This is a genomic window from Brevibacterium sp. XM4083 (genome assembly GCF_006489205.2).
Taxonomy (GTDB): Bacteria; Actinomycetota; Actinomycetes; order Actinomycetales; family Brevibacteriaceae; genus Brevibacterium.
Genome location: NZ_VFYR02000001.1, coordinates 644,056 through 664,255 on the forward strand (window position 1 = coordinate 644,056; position 20,200 = coordinate 664,255).

General features: G+C 68.9%; 18 protein-coding genes. 6 read left to right on the top strand and 12 right to left on the bottom strand.

What is annotated here, in order from left to right:
- Nucleotides 1–108: 108 nt before the first annotated feature.
- Nucleotides 109–876: a DUF1707 SHOCT-like domain-containing protein gene (locus tag FJ887_RS02765; protein WP_140954810.1), complete on the bottom strand. Its 768-nt coding sequence runs from the start codon at nucleotides 874–876 to the stop codon at nucleotides 109–111.
- Nucleotides 877–1,040: 164 nt separating this feature from the next.
- Here FJ887_RS02765 and FJ887_RS02770 point away from each other — a divergent pair, with 164 nt between their 5' ends.
- From FJ887_RS02770 to FJ887_RS02785, 4 genes are all read left to right on the top strand, one after another.
- Complete coding sequence (locus tag FJ887_RS02770) at nucleotides 1,041–1,790, top strand: sulfite exporter TauE/SafE family protein (RefSeq protein ID WP_137827043.1); 750 nt, start codon at nucleotides 1,041–1,043, stop codon at nucleotides 1,788–1,790.
- A gap of 123 nt (nucleotides 1,791–1,913) precedes the next feature.
- Nucleotides 1,914–2,735 (top strand): OadG family protein, encoded by an 822-nt coding sequence (locus FJ887_RS02775; RefSeq protein ID WP_171007133.1) that lies wholly within the window; start codon nucleotides 1,914–1,916, stop codon nucleotides 2,733–2,735.
- Entirely contained in the window at nucleotides 2,735–2,962 is a 228-nt protein-coding gene (locus FJ887_RS02780; RefSeq protein ID WP_137827044.1) for an RNA-binding S4 domain-containing protein, read from the top strand. Before FJ887_RS02775 ends, FJ887_RS02780 begins: the two co-directional genes overlap by 1 nt.
- 26 nt (nucleotides 2,963–2,988) lie before the next feature.
- Nucleotides 2,989–3,615 (top strand): M23 family metallopeptidase, encoded by a 627-nt coding sequence (locus tag FJ887_RS02785; RefSeq protein ID WP_349290538.1) that lies wholly within the window; start codon nucleotides 2,989–2,991, stop codon nucleotides 3,613–3,615.
- Between the two features lie 58 nt (nucleotides 3,616–3,673).
- Here FJ887_RS02785 and pspAB read toward each other — a convergent pair whose 3' ends face one another.
- The 9 genes from pspAB to FJ887_RS02830 form a co-directional block, all read right to left on the bottom strand.
- A complete protein-coding gene (gene pspAB / locus FJ887_RS02790) occupies nucleotides 3,674–4,270 on the bottom strand; it encodes a PspA-associated protein PspAB (RefSeq protein ID WP_137827045.1) in 597 nt (198 codons plus the stop codon).
- Between the two features lie 98 nt (nucleotides 4,271–4,368).
- Nucleotides 4,369–5,280 (bottom strand): zinc metalloprotease HtpX, encoded by a 912-nt coding sequence (gene htpX, locus FJ887_RS02795; RefSeq protein WP_137827046.1) that lies wholly within the window; start codon nucleotides 5,278–5,280, stop codon nucleotides 4,369–4,371.
- A gap of 131 nt (nucleotides 5,281–5,411) precedes the next feature.
- A complete protein-coding gene (gene pspAA / locus FJ887_RS02800) occupies nucleotides 5,412–5,696 on the bottom strand; it encodes a PspA-associated protein PspAA (protein WP_137827047.1) in 285 nt (94 codons plus the stop codon).
- A complete protein-coding gene (locus tag FJ887_RS02805) occupies nucleotides 5,696–6,442 on the bottom strand; it encodes a PspA/IM30 family protein (RefSeq protein WP_171007134.1) in 747 nt (248 codons plus the stop codon). The genes pspAA and FJ887_RS02805 overlap by 1 nt, the downstream gene beginning before the upstream one ends.
- A gap of 380 nt (nucleotides 6,443–6,822) precedes the next feature.
- Nucleotides 6,823–7,110 carry a WXG100 family type VII secretion target gene (locus tag FJ887_RS02810; protein WP_137824405.1) on the bottom strand — a complete coding sequence of 96 codons (288 nt, stop codon included), beginning with the start codon at nucleotides 7,108–7,110 and terminating at the stop codon, nucleotides 6,823–6,825.
- Nucleotides 7,111–7,686: 576 nt separating this feature from the next.
- A complete protein-coding gene (locus FJ887_RS02815; RefSeq protein ID WP_137824404.1) occupies nucleotides 7,687–9,906 on the bottom strand; it encodes a S1C family serine protease in 2,220 nt (739 codons plus the stop codon).
- Nucleotides 9,903–11,690 (bottom strand): sensor histidine kinase, encoded by a 1,788-nt coding sequence (locus FJ887_RS02820; RefSeq protein WP_137824403.1) that lies wholly within the window; start codon nucleotides 11,688–11,690, stop codon nucleotides 9,903–9,905. Before FJ887_RS02820 ends, FJ887_RS02815 begins: the two co-directional genes overlap by 4 nt.
- A gap of 30 nt (nucleotides 11,691–11,720) precedes the next feature.
- Nucleotides 11,721–12,476, bottom strand: a complete 756-nt coding sequence (locus tag FJ887_RS02825; protein WP_137824402.1) for a response regulator transcription factor — start codon at nucleotides 12,474–12,476, stop codon at nucleotides 11,721–11,723.
- A 172-nt stretch (nucleotides 12,477–12,648) separates the two neighbouring features.
- A complete protein-coding gene (locus FJ887_RS02830; protein ID WP_249356468.1) occupies nucleotides 12,649–13,335 on the bottom strand; it encodes a CGNR zinc finger domain-containing protein in 687 nt (228 codons plus the stop codon).
- Nucleotides 13,336–13,531: 196 nt separating this feature from the next.
- On the opposite strand from FJ887_RS02830, the gene FJ887_RS02835 reads away from it, so the two are divergent.
- Nucleotides 13,532–14,491, top strand: a complete 960-nt coding sequence (locus FJ887_RS02835) for an EamA family transporter (RefSeq protein WP_137824400.1) — start codon at nucleotides 13,532–13,534, stop codon at nucleotides 14,489–14,491.
- Nucleotides 14,492–14,663: 172 nt separating this feature from the next.
- On the top strand, nucleotides 14,664–16,343 hold the full coding sequence (locus FJ887_RS02840) for an ABC-F family ATP-binding cassette domain-containing protein (protein WP_137824399.1): 1,680 nt from the start codon (nucleotides 14,664–14,666) through the stop codon (nucleotides 16,341–16,343).
- Between the two features lie 15 nt (nucleotides 16,344–16,358).
- Here the strand turns inward: FJ887_RS02840 and FJ887_RS02845 are convergent, their stop codons facing one another.
- Both FJ887_RS02845 and FJ887_RS02850 read right to left on the bottom strand, forming a co-directional pair.
- Complete coding sequence (locus tag FJ887_RS02845; protein WP_137824398.1) at nucleotides 16,359–17,993, bottom strand: DNA repair helicase XPB; 1,635 nt, start codon at nucleotides 17,991–17,993, stop codon at nucleotides 16,359–16,361.
- An 88-nt stretch (nucleotides 17,994–18,081) separates the two neighbouring features.
- Nucleotides 18,082–20,172 carry a helicase-associated domain-containing protein gene (locus tag FJ887_RS02850; RefSeq protein WP_249356466.1) on the bottom strand — a complete coding sequence of 697 codons (2,091 nt, stop codon included), beginning with the start codon at nucleotides 20,170–20,172 and terminating at the stop codon, nucleotides 18,082–18,084.
- Between the last annotated feature and the right edge of the window lie 28 nt (nucleotides 20,173–20,200).

The window sequence follows — 20,200 nt, forward strand, 5'->3', positions numbered from 1 at the left end:
TTCTCGGCAGGGGCCGTATCAGCGGCGGTCCGTCTCAGCGCTGGTCCGTCTCAGCGCTGGTCCGCCTGAGCGGTGTCAGTCCCGTGCGCGATCAGTCTCCGCGCGTGCTCAGTCCCAGGGGTTGCCGCGACGGCGTCGCCGCTCTTCCCTCCGCCGCCGCAGTTCGTCCGTCGACGGCTCCTGCCCGGGGGCGTAGGGCGGGGCGAGCGGGTGGGGAGGCTGGAGGCCGTGGCCGAAGTTCTCCTCGTAGTCGTCGTCCTGGCGCGGCTGCTCCTCGAGCTGGCGCTTCGCCTCCTCATCGCCGAGGTGGGCCCGAGCGCGCTTCGTCAGCTCCTGCTTGCGTTTGCGGATGATCTCCTCTTTGCCGGTCATCTGCGCGACCGCGCCGAAGAACATCGGGCCGAGGATGAAGATCGGCCAGAAGAAGATGAGGCCCCCGGAGAAGAGACTCGTTGCTCCCCAGATGAGGAGCATGAAACCGGCAGGACCGGCCATGAGACCGATGAGGGCGCGTTTGACCCGGTCGCGGTAGTACTTCTCCGCGGCTTCCTGGATCTGCTCGGGCGTGATCGGGATCCGATCATTGCTGAGCTGGGCGAGCGCGCGGGCGCGGCTCGCCTCGTCGAGGTGGTCGGGATCGACGGGTTCGGCCTCGGCGATGACGAGATCGTCGATGAGCGCCGGGATCTCTCCGAGGGTCTTCACCCGTGCGGCCGTCTCGGTGCGCTCATCGAACTCCGTGGCATCGATCTGGCCGAGCGCATACGCTTCGGAGAGCACGTCGGTGACCACGGCTCGATCGGCATCGGAGGCTCTGACCTGCCCGTAATCGCGCGGGTCGGCGCTGAAGCGGGACCAGAGTGGACGACTTTCCATCTGTCTACTGTAACCCCGCTCCCGCGGCCTCAAACCTGGGACGTCGCGGCGAATGCGGCGAGAGAATCTGGTCCGCCACGACGGCTGTCCGGTCGCGGGGACCAGTCCGACTCACGGTGCGGACAGCCCCGGTGAGCGGGGACGAAACCACTACACTTGCTCAGGTGGAACCTGTGGTCGTGCTCATCCTCGCAGCCGTCTTCATCGGGGCACTCGCACAGCGCATCACCGGAATGGGCTTCGGTCTGGTCTCCGGGCCGTTCCTCGTCCTCCTCCTCGATCCCGTCTCCGGGGTCCTCCTCGTCAACCTCTGCGGCATCGTCGCGGCCGCCACCGTCTTCGCGCGGACATGGCGCGAGGTCGAATGGCCGGTGTTCTGGAAGCTCGCCGTCGGCACGGTCGTCGGGACGGTGCCCGGGGCGCTGCTGACGACGGCCCTGCCGACAGCGTCGCTGCAGGTGCTCATCGGCGTTCTCATCATCGCCTCGCTCGCCGTCTCCCTGCTCATCGGTCGGGTCGGAATGACGATGCCGGCGAACTTCGGCACGCAGTTCTCGGCCGGCTTCGTCTCCGGCACGATGTCAGCAGCGGCGGGCGCCGGCGGTCCCGCGGTGAGCGCGTACGCGGTGCTCACCCGCTGGGACCATCGGCCGTTCGCGGCGACCCTGCAGCCGTTCCTCGTCGTCGGCACCGCCTCGGCGATCATCGCGAAGGTCATCGTCGACGGCGGGGTGTGGCCGCAGCTCGACCCGGCCATCTGGATCGGGATCGGCGTCGTCCTCGTCACCGGCCTCCTCGGCGGGGATCTGCTTGCGCAGAAGGTCGCGCCGACAGCGGCGCGGATCGCGATGATCGTTCTCGCCTTCGGCGGGGGAGCGGCGACGCTCGCCAAGGGCCTCGGCCTCTTCGGCTGACGACGCTGCACGCCCCGTTGTGCGGGCCGGACAAGCGGAGGCGGCATGCGGGGTTGGCTCAGTCGCTTGCCAGTTTCGTCGGGCATACTGGACAGTGATCCGTCCATCTGGGAGGCATTGATCGTGGGAACAGTATTCCTGCTCATACTCATCGTTCTCGGCACCATCTTCTTCGTCGGTTACCGCAAGGAGAAGAAGCGCAAGCAAGAGCTTCACGCCGCGGAACTCGAACTCGTGAAGAAGGCAGCGGAAGAGGACGTCACCGAGTTCGGTGAGGAAGTCGCCGAACTCGACATCATCACGTCCGGAGTCGAACTCGACACCGGTGGCCAGCAGGACTACAAGCAGGCACTCGACTCCTACGACGTCGCGAAGGAGACGCTCGACAAGGTCGACGAGCCCACCGACATCCGCCACGTCACCGAGGCGCTCGAAGACGGTCGCTACGCCGCGAAGTGCGTGCGCGCCCGCGTCGAGGGCAAGCCCCTTCCGGTGCGCCGCCCGCCGTGCTTCTTCAATCCGCAGCACGGTCCCTCGGTCGAGGACATCGACTGGGCTCCCGCCGGCGGTCAGCTCCGGCCCGTTCCCGTGTGCGCCGCCGACGCCGAACGCGTCGCCGTGGGCGCCGAACCCGCCGTGCGCAAGGTCGTCACCGGTGACGGTCAGACCCGTCGGGCCTACTGGGAAGCAGGACCGGCCTACGCCGAATACAACCGCGGCTACTTCAACTCGTACGCCGGGTCCGGTCTTCTCCCCGGCGTCCTCATGGGCGCCATGCTCTTCGGCGGCATGGGCGGCGGCTGGGACGGCTCGTACGCCGACGGCTACCAGGACGGCATGGGCGCCGACGGCGGCGGAGGCGACATGGGCGGCGGAGACGGCGGAGGCTTCTTCGACGGCGGTGGCGACGGCGGCGGCCTCGACTTCGGAGGCTTCGACTTCTGATGGACGTCGTGACCATCCGCGACGAGACGATCAGACTCGGTCAGCTCCTCAAGCTCCACGGCGTCGCCGAACACGGCGCGATGGCGAAGGATCTCATCGCCGCCGGTGACGTCCGGGTCAACGGCAAGGTCGAGACCCGTCGCGGGGCGACGATCCGCCCCGGCGACCGCGTCGAAGCCCTCGGTGAGGCCTTCGAGGTCGAGTCCGAAGGCACCGGCGAGGCGTAGACAGCGCCGACAGACAGCGGTCGCCGATGATGAACCGGGCCACGGGTACGGGAATCGATCTCGACTTCCCGTTCCGTGGCCGCTGGCTCGTCCAGAACAGCCCAGCCGATCGCCTGCCCAGTCACGGAACCACTCTGTTCGCGACGGCGCAGGCGATCGATTTCGTTCCCGTCGATGACGCGGGAAGGTCAGCGCCCTTCACCCTGACCTCACTGCTGGCCCCGGAACCGCCGCAGCGCTTTCCCGGCTTCGGCCGCGCGCTGCTCTCTCCCGCGAACGGCACGATCATCGCCGTCGATGACGACCACCCCGACCATCCTGCCCACCGTGGACTGCCTTCGCTGAGCTATATGGCCGTCCAACCTCGGCGCCTGCGCCGCGGATGGCCTGCGCTCGCCGGCAACCACATCGCCATCGACATCGGCGGGATTGTCGTCGTCCTCTGCCACGTGCGACGGCACAGCACCGAGGTCGTCGTCGGGCAGTCCGTCCGCCTCGGCGAGGTGGTGACGGAGACGGGAAACTCGGGCAACAGCACCGAACCCCACCTCCACATCCAGGCCATGGATCGGCTCGACCCTGAGCGCGCCGAGGCGGTGCCGCTGAGCTTCCGCGGCCGACTGCCGCGCAACGGCGAGATCATCGAAGCGTGAACGCAGCAGGGACGCGACCGGCTGTCGAAGGCGGTGCCGCGCTCGGCTCGATGAGGTGTCAGCTGTCGAGGGCGCGGGGATTCTCCTCCATGCCCGGCGCATCCCAGAGCGGGGACCACCGGGACATGTCGTCCTCGAACGGCAGTTCGCCGGAGAGGATGCCGCGGACCTGGATCTCGAGCGCATTGTCGCGCTGCCGGGGACCGGTCTGGGCGAAAGGGTAGAACGTTCCGCGCTTGTACTGGTAGACGAGGGCAAGGCGGCGCCCGTCCGGGTGCGCGAAGTAGACGGTCGAGCACAAGAGCATCGTGTCGAAGCCCTGATTGACGAGGGCGGAGTTGACGGCGTGGAGGTTCGTCACGAGGTTGACGGCGTCGGCATCCGCGTCGGAGACGACCTGCCACGTGTAGCCGAAGCCGTCATTCGTCTGTCGCACACTCGCGGCCGGGTCCGAGCCGATGAGGGCGACGCTCTCCTGTTCGGCGGAGTCGAACGCCGCGCCCTCGACCTGGCGGAAGACGACGGCACCGACACCGGTCGGGACGAATCCCGTCGCCGCCTGCAGGGTGAGCGCGGCCGGTGGGAGCGCGAAGAGGTCGTCGAGGTTGGCCCGTTTGGGTTTGGAGCGCCCCAGGATGGCGTCGAAGAAGCCCATGAAACTCCTCATCGGTGTCGTATCGTCAGTGGTCGGTCAGGCGGGGTCGTCTGCCCGCCTGCGGTGCTGCCGTGCTGCAGGTCAGGCGGGGTGCTGGCTCACTCCGGCTTCGACAGCTGCGCGGAGATCTTGGCGAGCTGAGCGAGCCGCTTGTCGAGCGAGGGATGGGTGGAGAAGAGCTCACCGAAGCCCGAGCCGCCGTGCGCGGCGGGGATGAGGGCGAGATGGTTCGCCGAGGCAGTGGCGCGGAGGTCCTTCTCCGGGATCTTGTTCATGTCGCCGCTCAGCTTCGTCAGCGCCGAGGCGAGCACCGACGGGCGGCCGGTGAGCAGCGCGGCCGCGCGGTCGGCTGCGAGCTCGCGGTAGCGGGAGAGGCTGCGGATGAGAAGGAACGAGAGTCCGTAGACCACGGCTCCGACGAGGATGAAGAGGAGCTGGATCGGGATGCCGCCGTTGTTGTCGCGGCGCCCGCCGAGGGTCATGTAGTAGCCGGCGCGCATCATCAGAGCGGCGACGACGCCGGTCACTCCCGCCACCGTCATGACGGTGACGTCACGGTGGGCGACGTGGGAGAGCTCGTGGGCGAGGACGACCTCGACCTCCTCGCGATCGAGGTTCTCGAGCAGACCGCGGGTCACACAGACCACGGACCGCTTCGGGGAGCGACCGGTGGCGAACGCGTTCGGCGTCGCCGAGTTCGACACAGCCACCCGCGGCTTCGTCGAGTCGGAGAGCTGAGTGAGGCGGTCGACCATCGTGTGGAGTTCGGGGGCCTCCTCGGGGGTGACCTCCCGTGCCCCCATCGCCTTCATCGCGATGGAGTCGGAGAAGTACCACTGGAAGAAGAACGCCCCGACGCTGACGACCACTGCGATGATGACTCCGGTCGTGCTGCCGCCGAGCATCCACCAGATGGCGAGGATGAGCACGACGTAGATGAGGCCGTTGAGGAAGATCGTCCACCCCATGCGCATCGTGAGCCCGCTGTCCTTGACGAAACGGTTGGACATCCTCATTCCTCTCTGGTGTTGCAGGTCCGGCCCACTGCCTGGTGAGCAGGCAATGGGCCGGAGGTGTCATCGTCGAACCGGTGCACCGGCGTTCATCGGAGCCGTGAAGTGCGGCAGGGCGCCGATCCTGCTCACGCGGGGTCGGGGATGAACCCTTCGCCCGTGAGCAGCTCGGCGATCTCAGTCAGGGTCGCGTCGACGAAGGGCACGACGACATCGCTGGATCCGAGGTAGTCATCGGAGACGGGCGTGCCGTGGCTGATGACGTAGTCGTGGAGCGCATTGAGCGCGGACTTCGCCTCCTCCTCGTCACCGGATTCGACGGCGCGCTCGACCTGGTTGTCGTACTTCTGCAGAAGCTCCTGGTCGACGTTCGCGACGTCGTACTGGCCCTCGCCCATGATGCGGATGATCATCACTGACCCTCGCCTTCGAGCGATTTCTGGTTGTTCTTCTCCTGGCCGGCGGGCAGCGATTCGCGCATCCGGGCGAGCTCCATCTCGACGTCGTTCTCACTCGAGAGGGCATCGAGCTGCGCGCTGATGTCGTCCTTCGACGAGCCGGTGACGTCTTCGAGGGCGCCGGAGGCGATGAGTTCGTCGACAGCGCCGGCCCGCGCCTGCAGAGCAGCGGTCTTGTCCTCGGCGCGCTGGACGGCGAGTCCGACGTCGCCGAGCTCTTCGGAGATGCCCGAGAACGCCTCACCGATCTTCGACTGCGCTTCGGCGGCGTTGTAGGTGGCCTTGATGGTCTCCTTGCGCGTACGGAAGGCGTCGACCTTCGCCTGCAGCCGCTGCGAGGCCAGCGTGAGCTTCTGCTCCTCGCCCTGGAGGCCCTCGTGCTGGGTCTGCAGGTCGGTGATCTGCTGCGAGAGACCGGACTTGCGGGTGAGGGCTTCGCGGGCGAGGTCCTCACGGCCGATCTCCATGGCCTTCTGGGCCTGCCCGGAGAGCTTGTTCTGCTGCTGTTCGAGCTGATTGATCTGCAGTTCAAGGCGCTTGCGGCTGGTGGCGACGTCCGCGACGCCGCGACGCACCTTCTGCAGCAGTTCGAGCTGCTTCTGGTACGAGTAGTCGAGGGTTTCGTTGGGGTTCTCGGCCTTGTCGAGGGCCTTGTTCGCCTTCGCTCCGAAGATCGTCGCGATTCGTTGGAAGATGCTCACCGTTGTCGACTCCTGCTCTGGTCCTGGTCCGACGAGTGCGGTCGGAAACCTCCGGGTGCGGAGTGTCCCGGCCTCGATCGCCGTGAACTATCCCCTTCAGCCTACTCAAAAAGGCTGATAGTTTCCCAGATGTCGACGAGGGAGAACTACAGATGGCTCAGCGTGTCGCGCACGCGCGGACGGCCCGGAATCACCCCCTGATCCGTCTTGGCAGGTTCGCGCTCGGACTCCGTGAGCCCGACCCTGACTCCGGTGTTCGCTCCGGTTCTCATTGCGGGCCCGATCATGGCACTCGCTTCTCGACCGTTCCCTTTCGACCGATCCTTCTCGACCGGTCACGGTGCGAAGAGGCGCAGTCACAGTGCTCGCTGCCGGCCGGCTCACGGCGCGAAGAGACGCGAGTTCGCCGCCTCGACCTCGGAGTACTGGGTGGCTGCGGTGCCGAGCGCACCGTGGATCGAGGTGAGCGATTCGAAGAGCTGCTTCTGTGCCCCCTCCCACTGGTTGATCACCGACTGGAAGTTCTGGGCGGCGCTGCCCTTCCAGCACTCCTGCAGGGTGAGCAGGTTCCGCAGCATCGTGTTCGACTCGGCGATGAGCGCCTGGGACGATGCGGCGGTCGCTGTGGCCGCGGACGAGACGCGTTCGGCGTCGACTTCGAAACTCATGACTTCTCCTCATGTGGTCGGCGGATCGTGGAGTCCGCCGTGCTGCGTGAGCGCATTGGGTGAGTGCAGAGACCACGTTCCCCGGCGGGCTGGCGCGGCCGCAAGGGCGCGGAGCGTCCCTGTGGACACGGGTTGAGCGTCCACAGCCGTCCGGCACACGAGTGTGCGCGTCTTCCACACCTGCACGAGCGCGAGTCACACCCGCAGTCATTCGAGCAGTGGAGCACGGGCCCGGGCGGAGCACGGGCCCGGGTGGAGAGACAGGCGAGGGGGCGTGGAACCTGAGGAGCTGGTCTATCGCTGCGGGAACTGGAACGGCACCGGGGGAGCGGCCGCGCCACCGCTTCGGCGGACCCGGGGCGGGAGGACCCCCGGGGCGGAGCGGACGCGCGAGGGAGTGGACCCGCGGGGGAGTGGACCCGCGGCGGAGCGGATCCACGGACGTGCCACCATGCGAAACGGCGCCTCCCCGAGCGGGGGAGACGCCGTGCCACCATGCGACACGGCGCCTCCCCGAGCGGGGAGGCGCCGTGTCGCATGGTGGCACGGCGCCGAGAACTCCTCGGCGCTCGGTCGTCACTTCAGTTCGAGAGACACCTGGAGGGTCTGCTCCTGGCCGCCGCGGACGATCGTGAAGTCGACGGGAGTGTTGACCGGCTGGGCGCGGACGAGGGCCTGCAGCGACACTGCGCTGTTGACCTTCGTGCCGGCCACGGCGATGACGTCGTCACCGTCCTGGAACCCGGCCGCAGCGGCGGGCGATCCCGCCTCGACGGTCTGGACCTTCGCGCTGGAGCGGGTCACTCCGCCGCTGTTGATCTGCCCGTCGGTGAGGGTGACGCCGAGGAACGGGTGCAGGGCCTGGCCGGTCGCAATGAGCTGATCGGCGATCGACACCGCCTGCGAAGCCGGGATCGCGAAGCCGATGCCGATCGACCCGGACTGCTGTCCCTCCTCGCCGGAGCCGAGGGAGGCAGCAGCGGAGTTGACGCCGATGAAGTTGCCGTTGCCGTCGACGAGCGGGCCGCCCGAGTTGCCGGGGTTGATGGCCGCATCCGTCTGGATGGCGTTCGTGATGGTCAGCTCCTTCTGCTGAGCTGAGGCGTTGTCACCGATGTTCTCCGTGGTCACCGGCCTGTCGAGAGCGGAGACGATGCCGGTGGTCACCGAGTCGGCGAGTCCCAGCGGGTTGCCGAGCGCCATCACGGGATCGCCGACCTGGAGTGCCTTCGAATCGCCCACCGGCAGCGGCGTGACGTTCTGCGGAACCTGATCGAGCTTGATGATCGCGATGTCGGTCGAGGGGTCGCGCCCGACGATGCTCGCCTTCATCGTCGCGCCGCTCTTCATCGTCACCATGAGCTCTCCGCCTGCGGTGTCCGACGGCGCCACCACGTGGTTGTTCGTGATGACGTGACCCTGGTCGTCATAGAGCGATCCCGAGCCGAGCGCGACTGGCCGTCCGCCCACAGCGGCCTGGATCGAGACGACGGCCTCGGAGGCCTCCTTCGCGACCTGAGTCCAGTCCGGGGTCTCGATGGTCTGCTCGGCGACCTTGCGCGGGGCGTCATCCTGGAGGGCGTTGACCGCGTAGCTGCCGCCGAACGCTGCGCCTCCGCCGATGAGCGCGGCGATGAGGGCGATCGCGATCGTCGCGCCCCAGCCCGGTCCGCGCTTCTGGCGCCGAGGCGGTGCTCCACCGCCGTACGGGCCCTGATCGCCGGGGCCTGACGGGTTCGCCCCGTAGGCAGCGGATCCGTAGCCCCCGGAACCGTAGCCCCCGTAGCCAAAAGCATCCGACCCGTAGCCGCCGCCATAGGGCGAGCCCTGCTGGGAACCGGCGGGACCGGTCGTCGCCGTACCCGAACCGGCAGCGGCACCAGTCGTCGCCGAACTCGAACCGGCAGCGGCACCGGCCACAGCGCCGGCACCGGCACCCGCCGCCGCGCCGAAGGTCGCGGTCGAGCCGGTCGCTCCCTGCTGGCCGGACTGCCCTGACCCTGCACCGTACTGACCCGACTGCCCTGACCCTGCACCGTACTGACCCGACTGCCCTGACCCTGCACCGTACTGACCCGCACCCGGCCCGTACCGGCCAGGGCCGGACGTCGGATTCTGCCCGGTGCCGTACCGGTCGGCACCGTACTGTCCGGACGTCGAGGCACCGCCCGCGGACTGCTGGCCTGCAGGGCTGAAGGGACTCGAGGCGCCCGACTGGTTCGACGCCCCATAGCCCGACGATCCGTAGCCCGGCTGGCCTGAGCCCGGCTGCTGGCCCGAGCCCGACTGCTGGCCGGACCCCGAGAAGTGGCCTCCGCTCGCATTGCCCTGCGGCGCTCCGGTCACTCCGCGCGAATTGTCCCCAGGCGTCTGCGCGTAAGTCGGCTGCACCCGCGTCGTGTCCTCACCCCGACCGGTCCCGGGCTGTCCCTGACCCGGCGCAGCGGGGAAGCTGCGCGTGGAGGGATCGGAGTCCGGGCGGCTCGCCCCCGGTTGAGCCTGGCCCTGACCGGACTGACCCTGGCCCTGACCGGACTGACCCAGGCCCTGACCGGACTGGCCCAGACCCTGTCCGGACTGGCCCTGAGTCGATCCCGCCGGAGCCTGGCCTGAACCGGGCTGGGACGGGTCGGACGCGGGTGCGCCGTCCCGCCTCGGCGAGGTCCCCTGATCGGCGGTCGGGAAGGTGCGCGGAACATCCGATGACGCACGGGAGCCGTCGGTCGGGAACGTCCGGTAGTCGTCGTTTCCGTGGCGTCCCCGGTTGCGGGGAGTGTTGCCGTCGTTGCTGCTCATCGCTCGTCCTTTCGCGCGTCTGGAGCACTGTCTTCGTTATCTGGGATGGGCAGGTCGACGCGGAAGGTCGCGCCGCCCCCTGGTGTCTGCTGCACGGAGATGACTCCGTGGTGGTTCTCGACGATCGCCTTGACGATCGACAGGCCGAGGCCGGATCCGCCGGTGTCGCGGGTGCGGGAGACGTCGAGCCGGTAGAACCGCTCGAAGATGCGGGGGACGAGCTCGGGGTCGATGCCCTCGCCGTGGTCGCGGACCTCGAAGCGGACGCGTCCGTTCGGGAAGCCGCGCAGCGACTCGTCGACGGCGACCGTGCCCGCCGCGGTGACGTTGGGGACGATGCCCGCCGGCTCCTGCGCGTCGGCAGGCTCCGCTCCGCTCGCGTCGCCGCGGCGGAAGATGCGGACTCCGCCGGTGACGAAACCGCGCTCCCGGGACTTCTCCTTCGCCCCCGCCTTGCCGCTGTCCTCCGGGCCGGTGGTGCCGGTCTCGGCTGCGGGGTCCTCGGGGAGTCCGACGACGCCGACGGCGAACTCGATCGCCGCGTCCTCCGGGGTGTGGCGGACGGCGTTGCCGGCGAGGTTGACGATGACCTGGCGGATCTTCGACTCCGAACCGCGGATGAGCGGCACCGGGGTCGCATCGTCCCCGTCGAGGCCGACGAAGCTGATCTCCCTGTCGGGAGCCTGGGCGGCGGCGTCGGCGGCGGCGTCGCGGACGACCTTGAAGAGGTCGATCGGACCGATCTCCGTCGGGCGCTGCTCGTCGAGCCGGGCGAGGACGACGAGGTCGTCGACGAGGACGCCCATGCGCTTGGCCTCCGACTCCATCCGCTCCATCGCCTGCGCGATGTCATCGGGCTTGGTGATCGCTCCCTGACGGTAGAGCTCGGCGTAGCCGCGGATCGTCACGAGCGGAGTGCGCAGCTCGTGCGAGGCGTCGGAGACGAACTGTCGGATCCGCTTCTCCGATCGCGTCTGACCGTCGAAGGAATCCTCGATGCGACCGAGCATTGTGTTGAGCGCCGCCGAGAGCCGTCCGAGCTCCGTGTTGCGGGGGAACGTCGGCACGCGCTGGCTGAGGTCGCCGCCGGCGATCCGCGAGGCCGTCTTCTCGATGTCACGCAGCGGGCGGAAGGTGTTGTTGATCGCCCAGTAGCCGACTCCGGCGACCATCGCCAGGGCGAGGAGGCCGATGCCGATCATCGTGTTGCGGGCGCGTTCGTTGATGTTGTCGATCTCGCGGTCGAAGGGGACCGCGATCGCCACGAGCACGTCGGTGTTCTGCACCTTCATCGCCCGTGCCCGCCACTGCGACTTCGTTCCGGAGACCGTGAAGGGCCGGCCGCCCTGCGCGTAGACATCGGATTCGGTGATCGGCGGCAGCACCGGCTGGTTCTTCGGCTCGGGCGCCACGGGATCGCTGATCGCCTTGCCGTCGGTCGAGTAGAACTGGACGTAGAAGCCGCCGGGCAGAAGGCTCTTGAGCTCGTTCCACGAGTTCGAGTCGATCGTCGTCGCGCTGCCGTCGCCGCCGGATTCGGTCGACTGCAGCTGCGCCGGGGCGAAGACGTCCTGGTAGGCCTGCTTCGCCAGCGTCTCGGACGCGCTGATGAGACGCTCGTCGGTGCGTTCGATGAGACTGTCGCGCAGGTTCTCGAGCACCCATGCGCTCGTCCCCGAGAGAACAAGCAGCATGAGCAGCATCATGATCCCCAGGAGCTTGGTGGTCAGAGACCACTCCTCCCAGAAACCGGGTCGGGAGGGACGGGTGTGTTTTGTTGCCACGTGAGTAATCTAGCGCCCGTGCTTGGGCGACTACTTGGATTCCGGTGTGCGCAGCATGTAGCCGACGCCGCGCTTCGTCTGGATCATCGGCGTCCACTCCATCTCCACGGTGTGACCGGCGGCGTCCGTTTCCGGAGTGACGTCGATCTTGCGACGCAGATAGGAGATGTAGGACTCGACGATTCCCGTGTCGCCGCCGAAGTCGTATTCCCAGACATGGTCGAGGATCTGCGACTTCGAGAGCACGCGGTTGGCGTTGAGCATGAGGTAGCGCAGCAGTTTGAACTCGGTGGGGGAGAGGTCGATGAGGATCCCCGAGCGGCGCACCTCGTGGGTGTCGTCGTCGAGTTCGAGATCGCCCGCCACGATGACGGCGTTCTCTTCGTCCTCGAGGCTGCGGGTGCGGCGGAGGACGGCGCGGATGCGGGCGACGACCTCTTCGAGGCTGAAGGGCTTCGTCACGTAGTCATCGCCGCCGACGGTCAGCCCCGTGATCTTGTCGGAGGTGTCATCGCGAGCGGTGAGGAAGACGACGGGGGCGTTCATCCCGATCTGGCGGAGCCGCCGGGTGACGGTGAAGCCGTCCATGTCCGGCAGCATCACGTCGAGGACGAGAAGGTCGGGGGTGGTCTGCTCAGCGAGGCGCAGAGCCTCGGCGCCGTTGGCTGCCGACACGACGTCGAAGCCGGCGAAGCGCAGGCTCGTGGAGAGAAGTTCGCGGATGTTGGGCTCATCGTCGACAACGAGCAGAGTGGCTTCGATGTCGGTGTCGTTCTGTGTAGTCATGACTTCAGTGTGAAGAGCGAGTCTGGGAGTCACGTGAACGTTGCCTGAATGCGATTGTGATCCGCGTCACTGAAAAATTCCCAGGAAAGTCCATTCGAGTCCCCTCGGGGCCTGGGCTCTCAGGATCGGAGGGGTGAATTGCGGGATTTTTCAGCGTGCGAACAGGGCGGGTTCAGGAAGAGGGGCGGCCGGCGTCGCTCTGGCGGGCGCGGAAGGCGGCGACGTGGGTGCGGTTGGCGCAGTTGCCGGTGTCGCAGAAGCGCTTCGAGCGGTTGCGGCTGAAGTCGGCGAGGTACGCCCGGCAGTCCTCGGCCGCGCATCTGCCGAGGCGGTCGAGGTCGCCGGAGCGGATGAGATCGATGAGCACGAGGGCGACATCGGCGGCGACGCGGTCGGCGAGGCTCGCCGTCGCGCCCACGGCGTGGAGGTGCCAGTCCCAGTCGCCGTGGCGCACGAGCTGCGGCAGCGCATCGGTCTCGCGCAGGGTGAGATTGACCTCCTCGACGATGCGCCGCTCGAGGGCGTCCGCGGCCGATTCGTCCGCCGGGCCGGTGTCGGAGGCTGCGTCGGAGTCGAGGTTCGCCTCGGACGCGGGCTCGGCATCGAGGCTCGCTTCGGTTGCGGGCTCAGCATCGAGGCCCACTGCGAAGGCGGCGGCGAAGCGCTCGCGCAGCCGGCGCGTCTCCTCGACGTCGGCCTTCGTCGCCGTGAGCGGCCCGGAGAAGTCGTGCCCGGCGGCGAAGTCACGGAGACCTGCGGTCGTCGTCAGCTGATCCCCGTCCGCGGCGATGCCGCCCGCGGTGTTGAGGAGATCGACGAGCATTGTGAGGTTCGAGCGGATGTCATAAGCGAAAGTCATGATGCCTGCCATTGTGCCACATCGCGTAAGGAGCAAAATGCACTTGACTCATTTCACCGCGGTGGGAAATACTGGCGATGGACAACGCACCGCCACCCCGGCGGAGACTGCACAACCCACCGTGGCGGTCACTGCACCGCCACCTCGGCGCGCTCATCCGTCCGCGCCGACCGCACCCGAGCTCAGGAGGCTGAGAATGACCCGCACCGTCGTCCTGGGGTTTCTCCTCACCCTCGCCTCCGCCTTCTTCTTCGCCGTCTCCGGACCGATCGCGAAGACGATGTACGCCGTCGGATGGACGCCGGGCGCGGTCGTGCTCATCCGCCTCATCGGGTCGGCCCTCCTCCTGCTCATCCCCAGCCTCCTCGCCCTGCGCGGTCGCTGGGATGAAGTGCGCACGCACTGGAAGACGGTCCTCACCTACGGGCTCGTGTCGATGGCCGGGGTGCAGGGCTTCTACTTCGTCGCCGTCGAACACCTCACCGTCGCCGTCGCCCTCCTCCTCGAGATGACGGCGCCGATGCTCATCGTCTTCTGGATCTGGGGTCGGACCCGGACCCGCCCGGCGACCGTGACGTTCATCGGGGTCCTCGTCTCGATGGTCGGGCTCCTCCTCGTCCTCAACCTGCGCGGGGCCTCGATCAGCGTCCTCGGCGTCGTCATGGCGCTCGCCGCCGCGGTCTGTCTCGCCTCGTACTTCCTCGTCTCGGCGAAGGACACGATCAATGTGCCGCCGGTGGCGCTGACCGGACTCGGCATGGGCGTCGGCGCGCTGACCATGGGTCTCATCGTCCTCCTCGGCGTCATGCCGTGGGGCGCGGCGACCACGGACGTCGACTTCGGCGGCCTCCAGGTCTCGTGGGTGCTGCCGATGGCCCTCATCGTCCTCTTCACCGCCGGCGCCTACATCACCGGGATCCTCGGCCTGCGCTACATCGGCGCGACCGTCGGCTCGTTCGTCAACCTCATCGAAGTGCCCTTCTCGGTCATCGTCGCGTGGCTCCTGCTCGCCGAGCTGCCCGCGCCGATCCAGCTCTTCGGCGGTGTCTTCATCCTCGGCGGCGTCGTCTTCATCAAATGGGGCGAGGCCCGGCTGGCCCGGCGGATCGCCACCCGTGAGGTCGTCGCCCGCTCCGGTGCCCTCGCCGAGGTGTGACCGGGAGGGGCGCGTGCGTCCCGGCGGCCCGCCCGTCCCGGCGGCCCTCCCGGCTGCTCGGTGCCGTGGCGAGGAACCCTCCGGGCGCTCAGCCACCCTGCGCCTCCGTGCCCTGCGCCCGGTTGCCCTGTGCCCGGCGGGCTGCTGAGAACGACGCTGATAGCGTGAGCCCATGGGCCACATCGACATCAACGACGTTGCGTACACCCTCGCCGACGGCAGACCGCTGCTGTCGGGGGTGTCGTTCCGGGTCGGCGACGGGGCGAAGGCCGCGCTCATCGGCGCCAACGGGGCGGGGAAGACGACGCTGCTGCGCATCCTAACCGGTGAGCTGTCCCCGGAGTCCGGGTCGGTGTCCCAGACCGGCAGCGTCGGCCTCATGCGGCAGTTCATCACCGCCGACACCGTCGCCGAGGCGCTCGAGGAGCTCGCACCGCAGCGGATCCAGCGGGCCGCCGCCGTCGTCCGACGGGCCGAGGAGCGTCTGCTCGGCCCCGACGGTGAGACGACCGAGGTCCAGATGGCGTACGCGAACGCCCTGAGCGAATGGGCGGATGCGGGAGGCTACGACGCGGAGGTCCTGTGGGACACGTGCACCACCTCGGCGCTGGGGATCCCCTTTGACCGGTGTCGGGACCGGGCGATTCCGACGCTCTCGGGCGGGGAGCAGAAGAAGCTCGTCCTCGAGGCGCTCCTGCGCGGACATGACGACGTGCTCATCCTCGACGAACCGGACAACTTCCTCGACGTGCCGGGCAAGCGGTGGCTGGAGGCGCAGCTGCGGGAGACGGACAAGAGCGTCCTCTTCGTCTCCCACGATCGGGAGCTGCTCGCGCAGGCCGCGACGGAGATCATCACGCTCGAGCTCTCCGCCGCCGGAAACACCGCCTGGGTGCATCCGGGCGGCTTCGCCTCGTATCACGCGGCGCGGGTCGCCCGGTTCGACCGACTCGAGGAGCTGCGGAAGCGCTGGGATGAGGAGCACGCGAAGCTCAGGGCTCTCGTCCAGATGTACAAGCAGAAGGCCGCGTACAACTCGGATATGACCTCGCGCTACCGGGCGGCGCAGACCCGACTCGAACGGTTCGAGACCACCGGCCCGCCCGAAGCGATGCCGCGGGAGCAGAACCTCGGGATCCGCCTCGGCGGGGGTCGGACCGGGAAGATCGCGATCGTCGCCGACGCACTCGAGCTCACCGACCTCATGCTGCCCTTCGACCTCGAGGTCCACTACGGCGATCGGGTGGCGGTGCTCGGGTCGAACGGGTCGGGGAAGTCGCACTTCCTGCGCCTGCTCGCCGCCGGCGGCACCGATCCCGAGCCCGAGCATCGGCCCGTCAGCGACATCGACATCCCCGCTGTCGCCCATGAGGGACGGGTGCGGCTCGGGGCCCGGGTGCGGCCCGGCTGGTTCGCACAGACCCACGGGCGGCCCGACCTCATCGGACGGACCCTGCTCGACATCCTCCATCGCGGTGACGAGCACCGCAGCGGGCTGCCGCGCGAACCCGCGTCCCGGGCCCTGGCCCGCTACGAACTCGCCGGGGCCGCCGAGCAGACCTTCGACTCGCTCTCGGGTGGGCAGCAGGCGCGGTTCCAGATCCTCCTGCTCGAACTCGCCGGCGCGACTCTGCTCCTCCTCGACGAGCCGACGGACAACCTCGACCTCGTCTCCGCCGAAGCGCTGCAGGATGCGCTCGCCGCCTTCGACGGCACGGTGCTCGCGGTCACCCACGATCGCTGGTTCACCCGTGACTTCGATCGGTTCCTCGTCTTCGGCGCCGACGGGGAGATCTACGAGTCGAACGAGCCCGTCTGGGACGAGGGACGCGTGTCCCGCGCCCGTGGGTGAGCCTCTCGGCCGCGCCTACCGCACCTCGATGTCGTAGCTGTAGCCCTGCTCGGTGAGGAAGCGGCGGCGCTGGGCGGCGAAGTGCTCGTCGACGGTGTCGGCGGCGACGACGGTGTAGAACGTCGCCGAGCCCGAATCCTCCTTGGGCCGCAGGATCCTGCCGAGGCGCTGCGCCTCCTCCTGCCGCGACCCGAAGGCACCGGAGACCTGGATGGCCACCGAGGCGGCGGGCAGGTCGACGGAGAAGTTCGCGACCTTGGACACGACGAGGACCCTGATCGCCCCCGACCGGAAGTCGCGGAAGAGCTCCTGCCGCTGCGACTCCGGGGTCTGCCCGGTGAGCACGGGGGCACCGAGGGCTTCGCCGATCTCCTCGAGCTGGTCGAGGTACTGGCCGATGACGAGGATCTGCGCCTCGGGATGGTCGGCGACGAGCGTCTTGACGATCGGCAGCTTCGCATCCGAGGTCGCGGCCAGGCGGTAGCGATCCTCGCCGTCGGCACGGGCATACGCGGTGCGGGTGCCTCCGTCGAGGCGGACGCGGACCTCGTGGCATGCGGCGGTGGCGATGAAGCCGAGGCGTTCGAGCTCCTTCCACGGCACCTCGTACTGCTTGGGTCCGATGAGGGAGAACACCTCGTCCTCCCGGCCGTCCTCGCGCACGAGCGTGGCAGTCAGCCCGAGCCGCCGCCTGGCCTGGAGGCTCGCGGTGAGCCGGAAGATCGGCGCCGGCAGCAGGTGCACCTCGTCGTAGATGACGAGCCCCCAGTCCTTCGCGTCGAGGAGTTCGAGGTGGAGGTAGGAGCCCTTCCGCCTCGTCGTGAGCACCTGGTAGGTCGCGATCGTGATCGGGCGGATCTCCTTGACCGATCCCGAATACTCGCCGATCTCGTCCTCCGTCAGCGTCGTGCGCGCGAGGATCTCGTCCTTCCACTGCTTCGCCGACACGGAGTTCGTCACGAGGATGAGCGTCGTCGTCTGCACCCGCGACATCGTCGCGACCCCGACGACCGTCTTCCCCGCCCCGCAGGGGAGGACGACGACTCCGGACTCCCCGGAGAGCGACTGGTCGATGGCCTCCCGCTGGTAGTCGCGCAGATGCCAGGCCCCGCCGTGGGCGTCGTCGCTGAGCTCGATGTCGTGGGCTTCGCCGTCGACGTAGCCGGCATGGTCGGAGACCGGATGCCCGAGCTGGAGGAGGGCGTGCTTGAGCTCGCCCCGTTCCGAGGGGTGGACGAGGACGGACTCCTCATCGAGCCGCCTGCCGAACTTGCCGACGAGGTCGGGCTGGCCGGTCAGCCGGTCGAGGAGTTCGGTCTCCGTCGACGTCAGCGTCAGCCCGTGGACGGGATGGTCGATGAGGGTGAGCACCCCGAACCGGTCCATGATGTCGACGATGTCGACGAGCAGCTCGTGCGGGACCGGGTACTTCGCGAACTCGAGGAGGACATCGACGACCGATTCGGCGTCATGGCCGCTCGCGCGCGCATTCCACAGGCCCAGCGGGGTGATCGTGTACGTGTGGATGTACTCCGGGGTCCGGGCCAGCTGCGCGAACGGGGCGATCGCCACCGCCGCCTCGGTGGCCAGGGGGTGCCCCGATTCGAGGAGCACAGTCCGATCGGACTGGACGATGAGAGGTCCGTTCATGAATTCCTTCGCCGAGGTGACAACGACGAGGTCAACGCGCCAGGCGGCGCGATTGTTCCCACCGCTGCCCGTACCTGCCGGCTTGCGCTCACCTCGGCTCCGGCGCCGCTTCGACGCTGACGATGCGCGCGATCGACAGGGACGCCTCGGCGCCGGTCGTCGTCACCGTGCCCCGGACCCGTCCGCCGTTGACCGTCGTCGGCTGCATCTGCACGATGCGCTCCTGACCGTGGGAGTCGGCGAGCCGGATCGTCACGAGCGTCCGGGCCTGTGCGGCCTCCCGCAGCCGATCGAGGTGACCGAGCGGTTCGTCCGTCGCCGTGCGCTCGGCGGCTGCGCCCGCCGGGGAGCGCAGGATGCGGATGTAGTCGCCGAGGCGGTCGTCGGTGACCCGGGCCCGTGTCCGCGTCGTCACCTCGGGTTCGGTCTGCGGGATCACCGACCGGCGGCGCACGGGACCGGCGGGGGAGTGGAGGAGCGCGTGATGGTCCCCGGCCTCGAGCAGGTGCAGCGTGCGTTCGGGGCCGAGCTGACTGATCGCCACCGTCGGGGCCAGACGGTCGAGACCGGCAGGGGCCATGAGCTGGTCGGAGAGGATGACGTCGAGGTCGACCGGGTCGTCGACGACGAGGACGGCACGGGCTCCGGCGACCCGCACCCGGCGCAGCTTCGCGGCAGTGTTCGAGACGAGGAACTCGAGCGTCGAGGGCAACGGTTCGGCGCTGATCTCGGCGAGTTCGCGCAGCGCTTCGGCGGCGTCGACGCCGGACTGCATGCTCGCCTCGATCGTGTCCCCGTCGATGCGGTAGACGGTGCCCTGGCCGCGGGCTTCGACGACCGCGAAGCGGCGGAGGATGTGGTGGACGCGGGGGTCGATCGGACCGGTCGCCACGGCGGTGAGATCGGACTGGATGAGGACGGTGTCGACCTCGGGGACGAGCCCTGTGCGGACCTCGGCGACGACCTCGGCGGGCACGGCCAGTGCCGCGACGCTGACACCGAGGGGGGCGAGTGCCGGATTGTCCCTGACCGCCGCGGCCGCGGCCCGCTCGAGACCGGCGGCGAGCATCACCCCGAACCGGCTCGGCCCGAAATGGCCCGGCTGCTGGAGTGGGGTCGTCGCGAGCCCGAACATCACCGCGGACTGCAGGACCTCCTCGGTGATGGCGGGATCGTGGGCCGGGGTCAGCGGCCGGGCTCGCAGGACCTGCGCGTGGATCCACTCGGCCGAACGCGATGATCCGACACCGATGTCGTGGAGCACGGAGAGCACGGTGGCACGCAGCAGCGGCATCGCCGGAACCGACTGGCTGAAGCCTTTGAACAGGGACTTCTTCGGGGCGGCGAGGACGGTGAGGCGCTCGTTCGCGCTCGCCCCGGCAACGAGCTGGGTGACGTCCTGGGATTCGCGCAGCCACGAGGAGACGAGCGACGCCCAGAGGTCGGCGCGGTCACCGGCGAGCATCGTCGCCGCGTCGTCACTCGCCGTCCACTGCGGGTCGAGCGGATCGTCGAGGACGCCGATGAGACCGAGGGACTTCGCCGCCAGCAGCAGGGTGATCGTCGGTTCGAGGTCGAGCTCGAGGGTGCGGGCGAGGCGGCTGACGTCGCGCTTCGAGATGCCGCCGCTCGTGAGGCGGGAGACGGGGGAGGACTCCATCTCGTCGACGAGGCCGCGCAGGGAGGACACAACCTCGGCGACGGCCGCCTGTTCGCTGTTGTGGACGAGAGCCTGAGGGATCGTCGTCGCCGAGGCGTCCGGGCGGTCCCCGAGACCCGCGTAGGTGTGCCAGGGGCGGGGGCGTGCGGAGTCCGCCGCCGAGGTGGGCAGCAGAGTGATCGCCTCGGTCTGGATCCGCCAGACGTCGGGGGAGTCCGTCGGCCATGCGAGCCCGAGGTCGCGCAGCCGGGTGAGGTCGGCTTCAGCGGGGGCGGCACCGTCGAGGCGGTCGAGACTGATGTCGGGGCCGGTGCGGGCGGCCGTGGCGAGACCGATGAGGAGGTCGAGCTGGTCGGCGTCGAGCGCTTCGATGCCGCGCGAGACGCCGATGCGCGACGACGCCGCAGCGGCAAGGGAGGACAGTGTCGGCGACTCGGGCCGGAGGAGGTCGCGACGAGTCCGCACGAACGACTCGAAGTCCGCGTCAGAGCTCTGGGCCAGCCATGTGCTGAAGGTCATTGACATCGCCGTTCAGTGTATCCCCAGG